We start from the raw sequence: 15758 nt of genomic DNA, 5'->3' as shown, positions 1-15758 counted from the left end.
GACGTGGAAGGGGCGCGGCCGGTGAACACGGCCGCCCCCCTCCATCTGTGTCGTTACCGGCCGCTACGGCTTGGGTGTGGCGTGCGGGGTGCACGTCACGTCGGCCGCGCCGACCTTGCCGGTGAGCAGGTAGGTGTCCACCTTCTCGTTGATGCACGGGTTGGCCAGCCCCGTCACGCCGTGCGAGCCCGCGTCCTTCTCGGTGATCAGACGGGAACCCTTGAAGCGCTTGTGCAGCTCGACGGCGCCCTCGTACGGAGTGGCGGCGTCACGCGTGGACTGCACGATCAGGACGGGCGGCAGGCCCTTGCCGGTCTTCACGTTCACCGGGGTCTGCTGCTTGGCGGGCCAGGTCGCGCACGGCAGGTTCAGCCAGGCGTTGGCCCACGTCATGAACGGGTAGTTCTTGTGCAGCTTGCTGTTGTCGCGGTCCCACTTCTTCCAGCTGGTGGGCCACTTGGCGTCGGTGCACTCGACGGCCGTGTAGACGGCGTTGCCGTTCTCCGACGCGATGTTGCCGGCGGTGTCGGTCAGGTCCGGCGCGGCGGCGTCGACGAGCGCCTGGGTGTCACCGGCGACGTACTTGCTGAAGACGGTCGCGACCGGCACCCACGACGAGTCGTAGTAGGGCGCGCTCTGGAAGAAGCCGATGAGCTCGGCCGGGCCGACGACCCCGCCGATGGGGTTCTTCTTGGCGGTGGCGCGCAGCTTCAGCCACTGGTCCTGGACCTCGGCGCGCGTGTCGCCGAGGTGGAAGGCCGCGTCGTTCTTGGCGACCCAGTCCTGCCAGTCCTTCCAGCGCATCTCGAAGGCGACGTCCTGGTCGAGGTTGGCCTCGTACCAGATCTTCTCGCGCGACGGGTTGACGACGCTGTCCGCGATCATGCGGCGCACGTGGTTCGGGTAGAGCGTGCCGTAGACGGCGGCGATGTACGTGCCGTACGAGACGCCCAGGAAGTTGAGCTTCTTCTCGCCGAGCGCGGCCCGGATGACGTCCAGGTCGCGGACGGTGTTCGGGGTCGTCATCTGCGGCAGCATCTCGCCGCTGCGCTCGGCGCAGCCGTCCGCGTACTCGGCGGCGAGCTTGCGCTGGGCGCGCTTGTCGGCCTCGGAGTCGGGCACCGGGTCCGCCTTGGGCGCTTTCACGAACTCCTGCGGGTCGATGCAGGAGATGGGCGCCGAGTGGCCGACTCCGCGCGGGTCGAAGCCCACGAAGTCGTACGCCTTCGAGGTGTTCACCCACAGCGGGTTCTTGTTGGTGACGCGGGTCGGGAAGCGCAGTCCGGAGCCGCCGGGGCCGCCCGGGTTGTAGACGAGGGCGCCCTGGCGCTCCGCCTTGGTGCCCGTGTTGCCGATGCGGTCGAGGGCGAGCTTGATCTTCTTGCCGTTGGGCTTCGCGTAGTCGAGCGGCACGGTGACCCAGCCGCACTGGATGGGCTTCGCGATGCCCCAGTCCGCCGGACAGTCCTGCCAGTCGATGCCGGCCTTCGCGGCGCGGGCGGCGGCGATCTCGGCGCCGCGCGTCTGGCTGACGTGGCTGTTCTGACCGTGGCGGGATTCCGCGTTGGCCGTCGGAGCCGCGACGGCGCCGGCTATGAGTGTCGCGGTGACGAGCGCTCCGGCCGAGCCGAACGCCGTCACCTTTCTCATACCTCTCAAGAGAGTTCTCCCCCTACTGTCGTCGTGGTCAGTACGGGGGATCCTTTCGGCTGTGAGGTACCTGAGAACAGGGGCAATGTGTCTTTTTTGCCAATCCGATAACCGGAACAACTCTGTCCGTTGAGCGGTGACGTTCGTTTCGCCGGTGCTTCAGCCCGTGCCGCGGTCCAGTTCACGCAGGGCCTCGTCGAGGGTGCGGCGCAGCTGGAGCGCGTCGGCGGCGACGGCGGTCACCAGGGCGCCCGGCCCGGCGAGCGGGGTGAGCGCGGCGTACTCCCCCAGCGACCGCGGCTCGACCGGCCGCGTCACATACTCCGGCCGTACGACGAGCAGCTGGCCGAGTGCGCGATGCCCCCCGAGCACGGCGGGCCCGTCCCATCCGCCGGGCGCGCCGGGTCCGCAGGAGAGCTCCTGGTCGAACAGCGGCCGTCCGTCGAGCAGGACGGTGAGCCGACTGCTGAGCCGTCCGGGCTCCTCACCGGCCCGCCCGAGCACCTGCTCCTCGCGCAGAGTGAGCCGAGCCCCGGCCGCAAGCTCGACCCGGGTGGCGACGCGCAGATCACTCCCGTTGGCGGAGATCAACTGCTCGGGCAGCCAGCGCAGTTCACCCCCGTCGTCCACCTTCAGGCGTACGTCGTACCGCGCTTCCCCCTTCGCCTGCCCCGGCAGTGCGATGGTGGCGGCGGCCGACCCGACGTGCAGGCGTGCCCCTTCGGCGACCTCGGCCGTCACGGTGAAGTGGTCACCGCCCAGCGGCCCGCTCATCGCGCCGACCAGCATGACGCGGGCCTCGGAACCGCTCGCCCGCGTCCGCCGCAGGGCGAGCGGGCCCCCGCTCTCCAGGGTGGGCAGCGCGGTCCCGCCCCGCCCGTCCGGCCGGGCACCGATCCGCGCGGCGGCCCGCACCCCGGACGCCCCGGAGGTCACGCCGCCCACGCGGCGAGCCGCGCCCGCACCCAGTCGGCGACGGCCTCGACCCCGTCCCCGCCCTCGGCGCGCAACGACTGGAAGACGACGGGCAGTTCGCCCCGCTGAGCCTTGGCGTCGGCGGCCATCCGTCCGAGATCCGATCCGACGTACGGGGCGAGATCGGTCTTGTTCACCACGAGCAGGTCGGCCGTGGTGACCCCGGGCCCGCCCTTGCGCGGGATGTCGTCCCCGCCCGCGACATCGATCACGAAGATCTGCGCGTCGACGAGCCCCTTGGAGAAGGTCGCCGTCAGATTGTCGCCCCCCGACTCCACGAGGATCAGCTCCAGCGGCCCGACCTCGTCCTCCAGGTCCTCGACGGCTTCGAGGTTCGCGGAGATGTCGTCCCGGATCGCCGTGTGCGGGCAGGCCCCGGTCTCGACGGCGGTGATCCGCTCGGGCGGCAGCACGGCTTCCCGCAACAGGAACTCGGCATCCTCCCGCGTATAGATGTCGTTCGTGACCACGGCCAAGGACCACTCGTCGCGCAGGGCCCGGCACAACGCGGCCACGGTAGCGGTCTTCCCGGACCCCACGGGCCCCCCGAGCCCGATCCGCAGAGCCCGCCGCCGCCCATCGGCCCGATGAGCATCGGCACTGACGGCGACGGGCCCGTCATGGGTATGACCTTGATCAAGATGCATGACTACGACTCCAACTCCATTTATTGCCCACCAACCCACTCACTGATCTTTCAGCCCCTCCCGCCCCTTTCAGCACGCCGCGACCCTTCGCCCGTCCGCGACCCTTCCAGCCCGTCCGCGCCCCTTCCAGCCCGTCCGGCGTTTGAGGACGAGCGCGAAGCGCGATACGGGGGGGGCGAGGGGGCGCAGCCCCCATGCAGTGACGGGAAGGGTAGGGGCGGCGGGGGCGAAACCCCCTAGGACGCGAACAACCGCACAGCCCAAGCAGCATGCGCCTCCGCCCCGATCTCCAACAGCGGAGCACCCCCCGCCGGCAACACCCCCACCCCACCCTCAACCGCACACCGCGCCCCCTCGACGGCCCGCTGGGCCACCACATCGAGCTCAGGAGCCAACCCCGCCAACACCCCCGTCGCATCGAACGGATCAAGACTCAACAACCGCACCACCGCACTCGCCGGCCCACTGACACACTCGTACAAGGAGCAGTACGCCGCGTCGTCCGCCCCGAGCCCGGCGGCCCGCGCGACCACCCCGAGCACCACCGGCTGATGGGCGCCCTTGGGGAACCGCCCGGCCAGCGCGTCGAGTTCGGCGGACGGCCAGGTCGCCCGCCCGGCCCGCATCAGCTGCCGCCCGAGCTTGCGCGCGGCGATCCTCAACGCGGGCGACGGCGTACGAGCGTCCGCGGCCCCGTCGAGTTCCACCGGGTCGACCCCGAGCGCCGCAGCCGCGGCGAGCGAGGCGGACACCAGCCCGGCCGTGTGCAATCGCCCCCGGCAGAACTCCTCCAGGTCCGCGGCCCCGGTGATCCGGCCCGCCTTGACCGCCGCCTCGGCCCCGCCGGAGTGGGCATGCCCTCCGGCGGGAAACCGGCCGTCGGCCAGGACGAGCAACGCAGCACGCGACATGACGAGCCTCGGATCGCTAGATCACCAAAAGGTGGAACCGGCCCTGGTGCACCATGGCCTCAGGACACGACCTCAGAACTTGACCTCAGAACTGAGCCTCAGAACTGAGCCTCAGAACAGGAAATACCGCTGAGCCATCGGCAGTTCGGCCGCGGGCGTCGCCTCCACCAGCTCCCCGTCGATGGTGACGGCGAAGCTGTCGGGATCGACCCGCACCTGCGGCCGGGCATCGTTCTCGCGCATGTCCGCCTTGGTCACCCCGCGCGTCGACTCGATCGGCACGAACCGCTTGCCGAGTCCGAGCCGCTCGGGCAGCCCGTCCTCGATGGCGATCGGCGCCACGAAGTTGAACGAGTTGGCCGCGGGAGCCCGGCCGATCGCGCCGAACATGGGCCGCGGCAGGATCGGCTGAGGCGTGGGGATGGACGCGTTGGCGTCGCCCATCTGCGCGTACGCGATCTGCCCGCCCTTGACGACGAGATGCGGCTTGACGCCGAAGAACGCGGGCTCCCACAGCACGAGGTCGGCGAGCTTGCCGGTCTCGACGGAGCCGATCTCGCGGGCGAGACCCTGGGCGACGGCCGGGTTGATCGTGTACTTGGCGACATAGCGACGTACGCGGTGGTTGTCCGCGCGCCCGTCCCCCGGCAGTGCGCCCCGGCGCCGTTTCATGACGTGGGCGGTCTGCCAGGTCCGCATGATGACCTCGCCGACGCGCCCCATGGCCTGGGCGTCGGAGGAGATGATCGAGATCGCGCCGAGGTCGTGCAGGATGTCCTCGGCGCCGATCGTGGTGGGCCGGATACGGGACTCCGCGAACGCCAGGTCCTCCGGGACGGCGGCGTTCAGGTGGTGGCAGACCATCAGCATGTCGAGGTGTTCCTCGGCGGTGTTGACGGTGTAGGGCCGGGTCGGGTTGGTCGAACTGGGCAGCACGTGCGCCTCGGAGACCACGGTCATGATGTCCGGCGCGTGCCCGCCTCCGGCGCCCTCCGTGTGGTACGCGTGGATCGTGCGCCCCGCGATGGCGGCGAGCGTGTCGGCGACGAACCCGGCCTCGTTGAGGGTGTCCGTGTGGATGGCGATCTGCGCGCCGGTGCGGTCCGCGACGGTGAGCGCGGCGTCGATGACGGCGGGCGTGGAGCCCCAGTCCTCATGGAGCTTGAGGCCGAGCGCGCCGCCCCGCAGCTGGGACAGCATCGCCTCCTCGGAAACGGTGTTGCCTTTCCCCAGCAGTCCGAAGTTGAGCGGGTACTGCTCCATCGCCGCCAGCATCCGGGCGAGGTGCCAGGGCCCGGGGGTGACGGTGGTGGCCTTGGACCCCTCGGCGGGCCCGGTGCCGCCGCCGACGAGGGTCGTGATGCCGGAGGCCAGCGCCTCGTCGGCGATCTGCGGGCAGATCAGGTGCACATGGGCGTCGATGGCACCGGCCGTGAGAATACGGCCGTTGCCCGCGATGATCTCGGTCTCCGGGCCGATGACCAGGTCCGGGTGCACCCCGTCCATGGTGTCGGGGTTGCCGGCCTTGCCGATGCCGGTGATCCGGCCGTCGCGGATGCCCACGTCGGCCTTGACGATCCCCCAGTGGTCGACGATCACCGCGCCCGTGACGACGGTGTCCGGGGTGCCTTCGGCGCGCGTCGCGCGTGCCTGCCCCATGGACTCCCGGATGACCTTGCCGCCGCCGAACACGGCCTCGTCGCCCGCGCGTCCGGGCCCGCCGGAACGGTCCTCCTCGATCTCGATCAGGAGGTCGGTGTCGGCGAGCCGGATCCGGTCGCCCGTGGTGGGCCCGAACAGGTCGGAGTAGGCGGCACGCGAGATCTCAGGCATCGAGGGCTCCTCCGGTCTCGCCGCGCAGACCCGGCACGACACGGGCGCCGGCGATCGGCACGAGTTCGACCTCGACGGGGATGCCGGGCTCGAAGCGCACGGCGGTGCCGGCGGCGACGTTGAGCCGCTTGCCGTGCGCGGCGGCGCGGTCGAAGTCGAGACCGGGGTTGGCCTCGGCGAAGTGGTAGTGGGAACCGACCTGGACGGGCCGGTCGGCGGCGTTCAGGACGGTGAGCCGGGTGACCGCGAGGCCTTCGTTGAAGGCGACGGGGCCCTCGGCGAACAAGAACTCTCCGGGAATCATGGCTGCCGCTGCTCCCCCGTCAGACGATCGGGTCATGGACGGTGACGAGTTTGGTGCCGTCGGGGAAGGTCGCCTCGACCTGTACGTCGTGGATCATCTCGGGGATGCCCTCCATGACGTCCTCGCGGGTGAGGATCTTGCGTCCGGAGGCCATGAGTTCGGCCACGGTACGGCCGTCCCTGGCTCCTTCGAGGATGTGCGAGGTGATCAACGCGACGGACTCGGGATGGTTCAGCTTCAACCCCCGGGCCCGGCGCTTCTCGGCCACGTCGGCGGCCACATGAATGAGCAGCCTCTCCTGCTCGTGCGGCGTCAGTTGCACGGCTTCCCACCTCACAGTCCTCACGCCGGACCGTGCGGGGCCCGACTGCCGCAGCCACCAAAACCCCAGGTGACATGGTGGTGCAGGCTAGTTCCGCAGAGTTTCAAACACGTTAACCGCCACGCGCACCCGGCCCCGCGTCCCTGGGGCGCGTCCCTGGGGCGCGGGGAACGCCGCAGTCTCTTGCCTTTGGGGGCGCGAGGAACGGCGCAGTCTTTTGTCTTCAGGGGCGCGGGGAACGGCGCAGTCTTTTGTCTTCAGGGGCGCGGGGAACGGCGCAATCTTTCAGGGGCGCGGGGAACGGCGCGACTACCCCGGCGCCCGCACACTCATCAACGCCCGCAACCCATCCTGCAAAACCTCCGCAGGCGCGGTACCGAACAGCGCCTGCTGCGCAGCAAACCCCTGCGCCGCAGCAATGAGCGTCCGCGCAACATGCTCCGCAGGAATATCCGCCCGCATCACCCCCGCCTCCTGATACCCCTCCACCACCTTCACCCACGCATCACGCACCGACCCGAACCCCTCCCGCAGCAACGCCGACAGCTCACCGTCGCGGAGGGTCTCCGTCCAGACCTGCACCATCAGCCGGGGGAAGGATGCCTCCCCGTCCCAGGTCAGACCGTGCTTTCCCGGACCGCCCAGGCCGAGCACCTGGGTCATGACCAGCCCCACCAGTACGTCGGGCATCGGCGGCGGCGTGTGCCGGGCGGCTTCCTCGAAGGCCTCACGGACGCCCCCGAGGACTTCGGTGACGATCGCCGCGATCAGCTCGTCCTTCCCGCTGAAGTAGCGGTAGACGGCCCCGGCCGAGAGGTTCACCTCCTTCAGCACGTCCTGCATCGACGTGGCGTGGAACCCGTTGCGGGCGAAGCAGCGGGCCGCGCCGTCGAGGATCTGGCGGCGACGGGCGTCGAGGTGTTCCTGGGATACGCGAGCCATGACCAAAAACTAAAACGAACATTCCTTCTTGACAAGCCCGAGCACCGGCGAGACAGTGAACCCACAGCTAAAACGAACGATCCTTCTTTTTAACTCACCCCACCCGAATCGAGGGAAGAATCATGTCCGCCACGTCCGCTACGTCCGCATCTGGACCGACACCCACGCCCACGCCCACACCCACCGCACCGGTGACGCCGACGCCGGACGCGTCGGCACCCCACCCCACCCCGCAGCCCTCGCGCCGCCGGCACATCGCTGCCGTCGTCCTGCTGATCCCGGTCCTGGCGGCCCTCGCCCTGTGGGCCTTCGCCTGGCCAGCGGCGCGTACGGCTCCCCACGATCTGCCGCTCGGCGTGGCGGGCCCGGCGACCGCTACCGCCCAGGTGCAGAAGCAACTCGAAGCTCACGAGGGCGCGTTCGAGATCCACCGCTACGCGGACGAGGCCGCCGCCCGCGACGCCATCGAGGCCCGGACCGTATACGGCGCGGTCGTCGTCACCGAGCAGGGCCCCAAGCTGCTCACGGCCTCGGCGGCAAGCCCGCTCGTGGCGCAGTCGCTCCAGCAGGCCGTGGCCCAACGGGCGGACGGCGCCCCGATGCAGACCGTCGACGTCGTTCCCGGCTCGGCGGACGACCCGCGAGGCTCGGTCCTGACGTCCAGCGTGATGCCCATGACGCTCGCCGGTATCGCCGCGGGAGCGGTGGTGACCCTGCTGGGTCTGCGCGGCCGGCGCGCGGTCGCCGCGCTGGTCGGCGCGGCCGCGGTGGTGGGTACGGTGGCCGCGCTCATCGCGGGCAGCTGGCTCGGGGCGTTCACCGGGAGCTGGTGGCCCGAGGCGGGCGCGCTGGCGCTCTCGACACTGGCCGTGAGCGGCGCGGTGGCGGGGCTCGCGGCGTTGCTCGGCACGCCGGGGATCGGGCTTGGCGCGTTCGTGGTGATGATGATCGGCAATCCGTTCTCCGGGGCGAGTTCGGCGCCCGAGATGCTGCCCGCGCCGGCCGGCGTGATCGGCCAGTGGCTGCCGCCGGGGGCCGGGGCCTCGCTGCTGCGCTCGGTCTCCTTCTTCGACGGGGCGGCGGCGGCCGGGCCGGCGCTGACGTTGGCGTGGTGGGCGGCGCTGGGGCTGGGGGCGGTGCTGCTGGGCAGCGCGCTGAAGCGCCGCGCGGTGTCTGGGCGGGGGTCGGCGCGGACGCCTTGACGCCCCACCCCACGAACCGACCGTGCACCCCCGCAGTAGCGGACGGGGGTGCACGGTCTTTTGCTTCGAGTGCGGACCGGTGGGGGCTGGTGGCGCAGTTCCCCGCGCCCCTGGGCGAGTGAGGGCCTGGGCAGCCCGACAAGCTCGCCCGCCTGACCCTCCAACGCCGGGTGCGGGCCCGTGGGGGCCGGCCGCGCAGTTCCCCGCGCCCCCGGGCGAGTCACGGCCAGGCAGCCCGACAACTTCACCCGCCTGACCCTCCGACGCCGGGTGCGGGCCCGTGGGGGCCGGCCGCGCAGTTCCCCGCGCCCCCGGGCGAGTCACGGCCAGGCAGCCCGACAACTTCACCCGCCTGACCCTCCAACGCCGGGTGCGGGCCCGTGGGGGCCGGCCGCGCAGTTCCCCGCGCCCCTGGGCGAGTCACGGCCAGGCAGCCGGACAAGTTCGGCCGCTTGCGCTTCGATGCCGGGTGCGGGCCCGTGGGGGCTGGTGGCGCAGTTCCCCGCGCCCCTGGGGTAGTGACGGTGCGGGCAGTCCGTCGACCGCGGCGGCATAGCCGGCGGAGTGACGGCCGGAGCGTCCCGTCGGCCAGAGGCCGGCGGACTCGACATCCGCCGCCAGCCCCCACCCACCTCAGGGGCGCGGGGAACTGCGCGACCAGCCCCCACCGGGCCCGCACCCGACGACGGACCCCGGACACCCCGTCAGGGACCCGCGCACCCCAACGTCCCGCCTACGACACCCCCGGCCCCCGATGCTCCGCCGTGATCCCGAATCGCTGTCGGTCGCCGGACCCGGGCGCGGGCGCGGGCCGGACCCCGGACACCGCGCTGATCACCTGCTCGTCCCCCACCGCGTCGAGCTTCTCAAGTCGTTCCAGGTCAGCCGCCGAGACCAGCGCGACGAGCGGCTTTCCGTGCCGCGTCACGACGACGCGTTCCGCGCCGTACACCACGCGGTTGATCAGGTCGGCGAGTTCAGCCCTGGCTTGCGTCACCGGAATCTCGTAGGCCATGCTCCCCATCATAACGTCATGTACGTCCTGTACATTTTTTACAGGACCTCTCCCGGAGGAGGCGTGTGTCGTGACCCGCTCAACACCCCGACCGTCCGCCCGACCGTCCGCCCGCCACGTCCTGCCCGAGTTCACCGAGCGCACCAGTTCGGGGACGCGGACCATGGACCCGTACTCCAAGCTCCTCGAAGAGCGGATCGTGTTTCTCGGGACGCCGATCGACGACACGTCCGCGAACGACGTGATGGCCCAGTTCATGCACCTTGAGTACCAGGCACCCGACCGGGACATCTCGCTCTACATCAACTCCCCCGGCGGCTCCTTCAGCGCGATGGCCGCCGTCTACGACACGATGCGGTTCGTCAGCTGCGAGGTGGAGACGATCTGCCTCGGGCAGGCCGCGTCGGCCGCCGCGGTACTGCTGGCCGCGGGCACACCGGGCAAGCGGTACGCGCTGCCGGGCGCCCGCGTCCTCATCCATCAGCCGTACCTGTCCGAGCCGGTCCAGGGGCAGGCGTCCGACCTGGCCATCCAGGCGGACGAACTGCTGCGCACCCGCGCCCGGATGGAGGAAATGCTCGCCCTGCACACGGGGCGGAGCCGGGAGCGTATCGGCGCGGACATCGAGCGGGACAAGATCCTCGACGCCCGCCAGGCGCTGGAGTACGGGCTGATCGACAGGATCGTCCCGAGCCGCAAGGCAGCCCTCGGCGCGTCCGACGACGTATCAGGCACGTCCGGCACCCCCGGCGTGGGGTGATCCGTCGATGCTCCCACCCGAGTTGCCCCCGCTGCCGGCCCTGACGCGGGCCGAGGCCGAGCTGATCGACCGCTATCTGGAGGTGGTCGACCTGCTCGGCCGGATCAACCCGGCCCGCTCCGGCGACACCTACCGCGGACTGCGCGCGGCCCAGGCCCTGGTCGGCAGGGCCACCGCGCTGCGCGACGCCCTGACCCTGATGCACCAGCGGGGCGAACACGAACTGCATGCCGCAACCCTTGCCCGGGCCCTGCGCGTCCTCGACGGTGAGCGCAGGGCGGGCCGGATCGCCCTGCCGCCCGGCTCCGACACCTGACGTACACCCATCGGTCCGGGCTCACTCAGGCATTTGACGAGGCGTCCGCACCAGAGTTGAAACGGACCAGAAGAAGTACCCCCGGTTGGCGTAGTCGGGGCTGCTCCCGCAGGCCCCCGGGAGTTGCGCAACGTGCGTACGTCCGAGGCGGAATCAACCATTCCGGTGCTGGTGCGGGGGTCCTTGAGGCCCTCGACGCCCACCCGTAGAAAGGGCTGTCCACCCGAACGGGTGAGTGGTGAGTAAGCCCACAAATCGCCGATTCCGCTCGGCTTTTGGGACATCAGTGCGTCAAGATCCCTGCGACGACAAGCCCCCGCCAGAAGCGGCGGGGCGGTCCGGGCGGACGCCGAGTCCTGCCGCTGCCCGGATGACCGGTCGACAGAAGTGCATCGGCAGGAGTGGAGGACCCAAGCATGACGGGCCGCCGGAGAGATCCGAGTGGCCCTTGGGGTGAAGCCGCAGCTGCGGCCGGGCAACTTCGCCAGCCCGAATCCGACAGGTCATCCTTCACAGGCGGCTGACGAAGGGTTGCGCATGACTGCGCTCAATCGTGTCCCGTCGCTGTTCAGCAGGGCCGGTACCGCATCGGTCCTCACCATTGCCGCCGTAGGCGGCGGCATAGTGGCCCCTGGCTTCGCGTCCGACGCGGAAGCGGCCACCCCCGCGACGAAGGCACTCAAGGTGGCGGCCTCCAAGAAGGGTTCCCCGTACAAGTACGGGGCCACGGGGCCCAAGCGCTTCGACTGCTCCGGCCTCACGCTGTACTCGTTCAAGAAGGCGGGCAAGAAGCTGCCCCGCACGGCTGCGGCCCAGTACAACAAGACGAACCACGTCTCCTCCTCGAACCGCAAGCAGGGGGACCTGGTCTTCTTCCACTCGGGCCGGAACGTCTACCACGTGGGCATCTACGCCGGGAAGGGACGGATCTGGCACTCCCCGAAGACCGGGGACGTGGTGAAGCTCCAGAAGATCTGGACCAAGAGCGTCTGGTACGGCCGGGTCAGGTGATCCGCCCACGGGGTGGCCGTGGCGATCGCCACGGCCACCCCGTGAGGGACCCGGCCCGACACCTGTGAGGGATCCGCCCGACGCCCGTGAGGGGATCCGACCCGACGCCCGTACGGGATCCGGCCCGACACCCGTGAGTGGCCAGGGCCTCACGCGTGATTTCGGCCGTCGAATGGTTACTCGTTCACTCATGACCGCTCCGCACCACCACGAGGAGCGCAACGAGACCCGTCTTGAGCGCGCCGACCGGAACTTCCTCGAACTCCTTCAGGAGCTCCGGGTCACCCAGACAGGCATCCAGATCCTCTTCGCCTTCCTGCTGACCCTCGCCTTCACCCCGCGGTTCCCGTCCCTCGACACCGTGCAGCGCACCACGTACGTCGTCACCCTGCTGCTCTCGGTCTTGGCGGCCGCGCTCTTCACGGCCCCCGCCGCCCTGCACCGCAGGCTCTTCCAGCAGGGCGCCAAGCCCCTGGTGGTCAATGCCTCGTCCCGGCTCGCGCAGCTCGGTCTGGCCGCCCTCGCGCTCGCTCTCACCGGCTCCGTACTGCTCGTCGTGGACGTTGCGGTGGACCGGACCGAGGGGATCGTGGCCGGGGCGACCACGCTGCTCCTGTGCGTCGGGCTGTGGGAGGTCCTGCCGTATCTGCTGAAGCGGGCCGCGGACAAGGCTCCGGACGACTAAAGGGCTTCTCCGGACGGGCGCTCCTCCGAACATTGGGAACGTTGTCTGCGTGCGGGCTCGCCGCGGCTGGGCGCGCAGTTCCCCGCGCCCCTTCAGGGCCCTACTCGGCGCGCACCGGCTGTGCGGGGGCCGTCCAGGGGAGCATGATCGACACCGTCTTTCCGCCCTCGCTGGTGGGGCGGACCGTGAGCTTGCCGCCGGACTCCGCGGTCAGCCAGCGGATGATCACCATGCCCCGGCCGTTGTCCTGCTGAACAGCCGCCGGCAGCCGTTTCGGGAAGCGCGGGTGGCTGTCGGTCACACCGATGCGCAGTTGTTCGTCACGGTCGAGTTCGATGTCCACCGTAAAGGTGGGTGACAGTCCGAAGGTGTGCTGTACCGCGTTCGTGGTGAGTTCGGAGACGATGAGCCGAACCGTGTCGGCGGTCTCCGAGTCGGCCGGTAGTCCCCATTCCGCCAGTACGTCGGTGACATACGTACGGGCGGCGGAGACCGAGGCGGGATCGCTCGGCAGAGTGACGGATGCTTCCTGGTGGTCTGCCATGCGACGTCGTCCCTTTCCCACGGGACCGGGGTCCGACCGAAGCGGATGACTTCGAGTCGGTCCCGGACTGGTGCTTGCGCCAGAGTGCCACTACCTCGGCGTTCGTGGTGCCGATCCACCAAGATATGCATATATCTGTCGCTCGAAGCGGTGAACTCTGCGACCGTCGACCGTATTTGGGCGGGCGGCTGGTTTGTCCTCTACCGTCGGCGTGACGCCGGGCGCTATAGCGCTTGCGCGACGGTCGGAAGGAGACGGCCATGCAGTACGGCCCCGCGGTGCGCCGACGTAAGCTCGGCGCCGAACTGCGTGCCCTGCGTGCCCGCGCGGGCCTCACGAGCGGTGAGGCGGCGCGCCTCGTGGGCTGGCACCAGTCGAAGGTGAGCCGGATCGAGACCGGCCGCAGCGGGGTCAAGCCCGCGGACGTACGGCGGCTCCTGGACGCGTACGACGTCCGGGACCCGGAGCTGTACGAGTTGCTGGTCGTGCTGGCGGGCGCGGACGGCGACGGCCGGCACCACTGGTGGCACGCCTACCGGGGCCTTCTGCCGTCGACGTACAGCGATTTCATCAGCCTTGAGGCGCAGGCGGGCGCGATGCGCACGCTGGAGAACTCCGTGGTTCCGGGCCTCCTGCAGACACCGGAGTACGCCCGCGCGGTGACACGGGCCGCCCTGGACGGGGTGCCCGACGGCAAGATCGACGCCCTGGTCGAGATGCTGGTGAAGGTGCGTCTCGCGCGCCAGGCGGTGCTGCGTTCGAACAAACCGCTCCGGCTGAGTGCCGTTCTGGATGAGGCGGTGCTGCGGCGGACCGTCGGTGGACCGGAGGTCATGGCACGGCAGTTGGACCGGCTGCGGGAGGCCGCGCACCTCCCTCACGTGCGGATTCAGGTGCTGCCCTTCGGAGTTGGGGCTCACATCGGAGTCACAGGCCCCTTTGTTATTTTTTCGTTTACGAACAGATCTGATCTGGATGTGGTTGTTCTCGACCACTTGACGAGTAGCCTTTATCTCGAACAGAGAGAGGACCTCCAGTCGTACGAGGAGGCCTTCAACTCCCTTCAGGGCCAGGCCCTTTCGCCCGAGGACACGTTGGATTTCATCGCCGGTGTAGCTGACGGCGCATAAGGAGGCACCATGCCCGCCACGCCTCGGTACGTACCTTCCAGCACCCATCCCAGCGCTCATCTGCACGGTGTGCGGTGGCAGCGCAGCAGCCGCAGCACAGGAATGAACAACTGCGTCGAGACGGCCCGGCCGGACTTCGGCCCGTGGGCCGGGCTGCTCGCGGTGCGCGACTCCAAGAACGCGTCGGGGCCCGCCCTCCTCTTCGCCCCCGCCGCCTGGGAAGGCTTTATCGGCGCGCTTCGATGATCACGCCGACAGCCCGGTCGACCTGCCCGTCGGTGAGATCCGCGCGGGCCGTGAGCCGCAGCCGTGAGATGCCGTCCGGCACCGACGGGGGACGGAAGCAGCCGACGGCCAGACCCGCCGCACGGCACTCCGCGGCCCAGCGCAGCGCCTGCTCCGGGGAGGGGGCGCGTACGGAGACGACGGCGGCGTCGGGCCGTACGGCTTCGAGACCCTCGGCCGTCAGGCGCTCGTAGAGGGCGGTGGCGACGGCACGCGCGCGTGCGGCCCTTTCCGGTTCCCCGCGCAGCAGACGCAGGGCCGCCAGGGCCGCGCCCGCCGCCGCGGGGGCCAGTCCCGTGTCGAAGATGAAGGTGCGGGCCGCGTTCACCAGATGCTCGATGACGTGGGCCGGTCCGAGGACGGCGCCGCCCTGGCTGCCGAGCGACTTCGACAGGGTGACGGTGGTGACGACGTCGGGCGCGCCCGCGAGTCCCGCCGCCCACGCGGCGCCCCGCCCGCCGTCGCCGATGACGCCGAGACCGTGCGCGTCGTCCAGCACCAGCGCCGCGCCCGGCCTGCCGGACTGCCCCGCTTCCCCCGCGTCCCGGCAGGCCGCGGCCAGGGCCGTCAGCGGGGCCGCGTCGCCGTCCACCGAGAAGACCGTGTCGGAGACGACGATCGCGGGCCCGGTCCGCGTGTCCAGCGCCTTGCGGACGGCGTCCGGGTCGGCGTGGGCGACGACCTGCGTGGTGCCGCGCGCGAGCCGGCAGCCGTCGATCAGCGAGGCGTGGTTGCCCGCGTCGGAGACGATGAGCGAGCCGTGCGGCGCCAGCGCGGTGACGGCGGCGAGGTTGGCCGCGTAGCCGGAGGAGAAGACGAGGGCGGACTCGAAGCCGCAGAACTCGGCCAGTTCGTGTTCGAGTTCCGCGTGCAGCTCCGTGGAGCCGCTGACGAGCCGGGAGCCGGTGGCACCGCCGCCCCAGGTCCGGGCGGCCCGCGCGGCGCCCTCCGTGACCTCGGGGTGCCGGGCCAGGCCCAGATAGTCGTTCCCGGCGAGGTCGAGGAGCGCGGAGTCCGCGGGGCGCGGGCGCAGGGTGCGGACGAGTCCGGCCTTGGAGCGCGCTCGCGCCTGCTCGTCGATCCACTCGAACGGCGATCGCGCCATGTGCCCTCCGGCCATGAGATGGGGTGTGGGTGCGGGTGTCCCATGGGGCCCCGACACACGACTTTCCGCCCGGCCGTCCCCACTGTCCTGTGCAGACAACGCACAGCTGCCTTTTGTAGGC

At 70.7% G+C, this 15758-nt stretch carries 18 protein-coding genes and 1 riboswitch; of the genes, 7 read left to right on the top strand and 11 right to left on the bottom strand.

What is annotated here, in order from left to right; genetic code table 11:
- Nucleotides 1-63: 63 nt before the first annotated feature.
- The 8 genes from C6Y14_RS23615 to C6Y14_RS23580 all read right to left on the bottom strand — a co-directional run bounded on the left by C6Y14_RS23615 (nucleotide 64) and on the right by C6Y14_RS23580 (nucleotide 7584).
- Entirely contained in the window at nucleotides 64-1650 is a 1587-nt protein-coding gene (locus C6Y14_RS23615; protein ID WP_107018788.1) for an alpha/beta hydrolase, read from the bottom strand.
- A 159-nt stretch (nucleotides 1651-1809) separates the two neighbouring features.
- On the bottom strand, nucleotides 1810-2595 hold the full coding sequence (locus C6Y14_RS23610) for an urease accessory protein UreD (RefSeq protein WP_107018787.1): 786 nt from the start codon (nucleotides 2593-2595) through the stop codon (nucleotides 1810-1812).
- Entirely contained in the window at nucleotides 2583-3272 is a 690-nt protein-coding gene (ureG, locus tag C6Y14_RS23605) for an urease accessory protein UreG (RefSeq protein ID WP_107018786.1), read from the bottom strand. Before ureG ends, C6Y14_RS23610 begins: the two co-directional genes overlap by 13 nt.
- Before the next feature lie 236 nt (nucleotides 3273-3508).
- Complete coding sequence (locus tag C6Y14_RS23600; protein ID WP_107018785.1) at nucleotides 3509-4183, bottom strand: urease accessory protein UreF; 675 nt, start codon at nucleotides 4181-4183, stop codon at nucleotides 3509-3511.
- A 111-nt stretch (nucleotides 4184-4294) separates the two neighbouring features.
- Entirely contained in the window at nucleotides 4295-6016 is a 1722-nt protein-coding gene (locus C6Y14_RS23595; RefSeq protein WP_107018784.1) for an urease subunit alpha, read from the bottom strand.
- Nucleotides 6009-6320, bottom strand: a complete 312-nt coding sequence (locus C6Y14_RS23590) for an urease subunit beta (RefSeq protein WP_107018783.1) — start codon at nucleotides 6318-6320, stop codon at nucleotides 6009-6011. Before C6Y14_RS23590 ends, C6Y14_RS23595 begins: the two co-directional genes overlap by 8 nt.
- Before the next feature lie 19 nt (nucleotides 6321-6339).
- A complete protein-coding gene (locus C6Y14_RS23585; protein ID WP_107018782.1) occupies nucleotides 6340-6642 on the bottom strand; it encodes an urease subunit gamma in 303 nt (100 codons plus the stop codon).
- A gap of 309 nt (nucleotides 6643-6951) precedes the next feature.
- On the bottom strand, nucleotides 6952-7584 hold the full coding sequence (locus C6Y14_RS23580; RefSeq protein ID WP_107018781.1) for a TetR/AcrR family transcriptional regulator: 633 nt from the start codon (nucleotides 7582-7584) through the stop codon (nucleotides 6952-6954).
- Nucleotides 7585-7706: 122 nt separating this feature from the next.
- Here C6Y14_RS23580 and C6Y14_RS23575 point away from each other — a divergent pair, with 122 nt between their 5' ends.
- Nucleotides 7707-8786, top strand: coding sequence for an ABC transporter permease (locus tag C6Y14_RS23575; RefSeq protein ID WP_225891232.1), 1080 nt, complete (start codon nucleotides 7707-7709; stop codon nucleotides 8784-8786).
- Nucleotides 8787-9519: 733 nt separating this feature from the next.
- Here C6Y14_RS23575 and C6Y14_RS23570 read toward each other — a convergent pair.
- Nucleotides 9520-9801: a type II toxin-antitoxin system Phd/YefM family antitoxin gene (locus C6Y14_RS23570; protein WP_107018780.1), complete on the bottom strand. Its 282-nt coding sequence runs from the start codon at nucleotides 9799-9801 to the stop codon at nucleotides 9520-9522.
- A 70-nt stretch (nucleotides 9802-9871) separates the two neighbouring features.
- Between C6Y14_RS23570 and C6Y14_RS23565 the strand changes: the two genes are divergently transcribed.
- The 4 genes from C6Y14_RS23565 to C6Y14_RS23550 all read left to right on the top strand — a co-directional run bounded on the left by C6Y14_RS23565 (nucleotide 9872) and on the right by C6Y14_RS23550 (nucleotide 12573).
- The gene (locus C6Y14_RS23565) at nucleotides 9872-10561 is read left to right on the top strand and encodes an ATP-dependent Clp protease proteolytic subunit (RefSeq protein ID WP_404828819.1); all 690 of its coding nucleotides are present in this window, start codon (nucleotides 9872-9874) and stop codon (nucleotides 10559-10561) included.
- 7 nt (nucleotides 10562-10568) lie between these two features.
- A complete protein-coding gene (locus C6Y14_RS23560; RefSeq protein WP_107018778.1) occupies nucleotides 10569-10877 on the top strand; it encodes a hypothetical protein in 309 nt (102 codons plus the stop codon).
- Nucleotides 10878-11255: 378 nt separating this feature from the next.
- Nucleotides 11256-11411: riboswitch (cyclic di-AMP (ydaO/yuaA leader) on the top strand.
- 3 nt (nucleotides 11412-11414) lie between these two features.
- The gene (locus tag C6Y14_RS23555) at nucleotides 11415-11888 is read left to right on the top strand and encodes a C40 family peptidase (RefSeq protein WP_107018777.1); all 474 of its coding nucleotides are present in this window, start codon (nucleotides 11415-11417) and stop codon (nucleotides 11886-11888) included.
- Nucleotides 11889-12078: 190 nt separating this feature from the next.
- On the top strand, nucleotides 12079-12573 hold the full coding sequence (locus C6Y14_RS23550) for a DUF6328 family protein (RefSeq protein WP_107018776.1): 495 nt from the start codon (nucleotides 12079-12081) through the stop codon (nucleotides 12571-12573).
- A 100-nt stretch (nucleotides 12574-12673) separates the two neighbouring features.
- Here the strand turns inward: C6Y14_RS23550 and C6Y14_RS23545 are convergent, their stop codons facing one another.
- Entirely contained in the window at nucleotides 12674-13117 is a 444-nt protein-coding gene (locus tag C6Y14_RS23545; RefSeq protein ID WP_107018775.1) for an ATP-binding protein, read from the bottom strand.
- 260 nt (nucleotides 13118-13377) lie between these two features.
- Between C6Y14_RS23545 and C6Y14_RS23540 the strand changes: the two genes are divergently transcribed.
- Nucleotides 13378-14247 carry a helix-turn-helix domain-containing protein gene (locus C6Y14_RS23540; RefSeq protein ID WP_107018774.1) on the top strand — a complete coding sequence of 290 codons (870 nt, stop codon included), beginning with the start codon at nucleotides 13378-13380 and terminating at the stop codon, nucleotides 14245-14247.
- A 9-nt stretch (nucleotides 14248-14256) separates the two neighbouring features.
- Nucleotides 14257-14493: a DUF397 domain-containing protein gene (locus C6Y14_RS23535; RefSeq protein ID WP_107018773.1), complete on the top strand. Its 237-nt coding sequence runs from the start codon at nucleotides 14257-14259 to the stop codon at nucleotides 14491-14493.
- Here the strand turns inward: C6Y14_RS23535 and C6Y14_RS23530 are convergent.
- Nucleotides 14474-15637, bottom strand: a complete 1164-nt coding sequence (locus tag C6Y14_RS23530; RefSeq protein ID WP_107018772.1) for an 8-amino-7-oxononanoate synthase — start codon at nucleotides 15635-15637, stop codon at nucleotides 14474-14476. The two genes, C6Y14_RS23535 and C6Y14_RS23530, sit on opposite strands and share 20 nt — an antisense overlap.
- Between the last annotated feature and the right edge of the window lie 121 nt (nucleotides 15638-15758).

This window comes from Streptomyces dioscori, assembly GCF_003024195.1.
Classification (GTDB): Bacteria; Actinomycetota; Actinomycetes; order Streptomycetales; family Streptomycetaceae; genus Streptomyces; species Streptomyces dioscori.
Note: the sequence above shows the minus strand (reverse complement) of the source record. Positions and strands in the feature narration are given on the sequence as shown.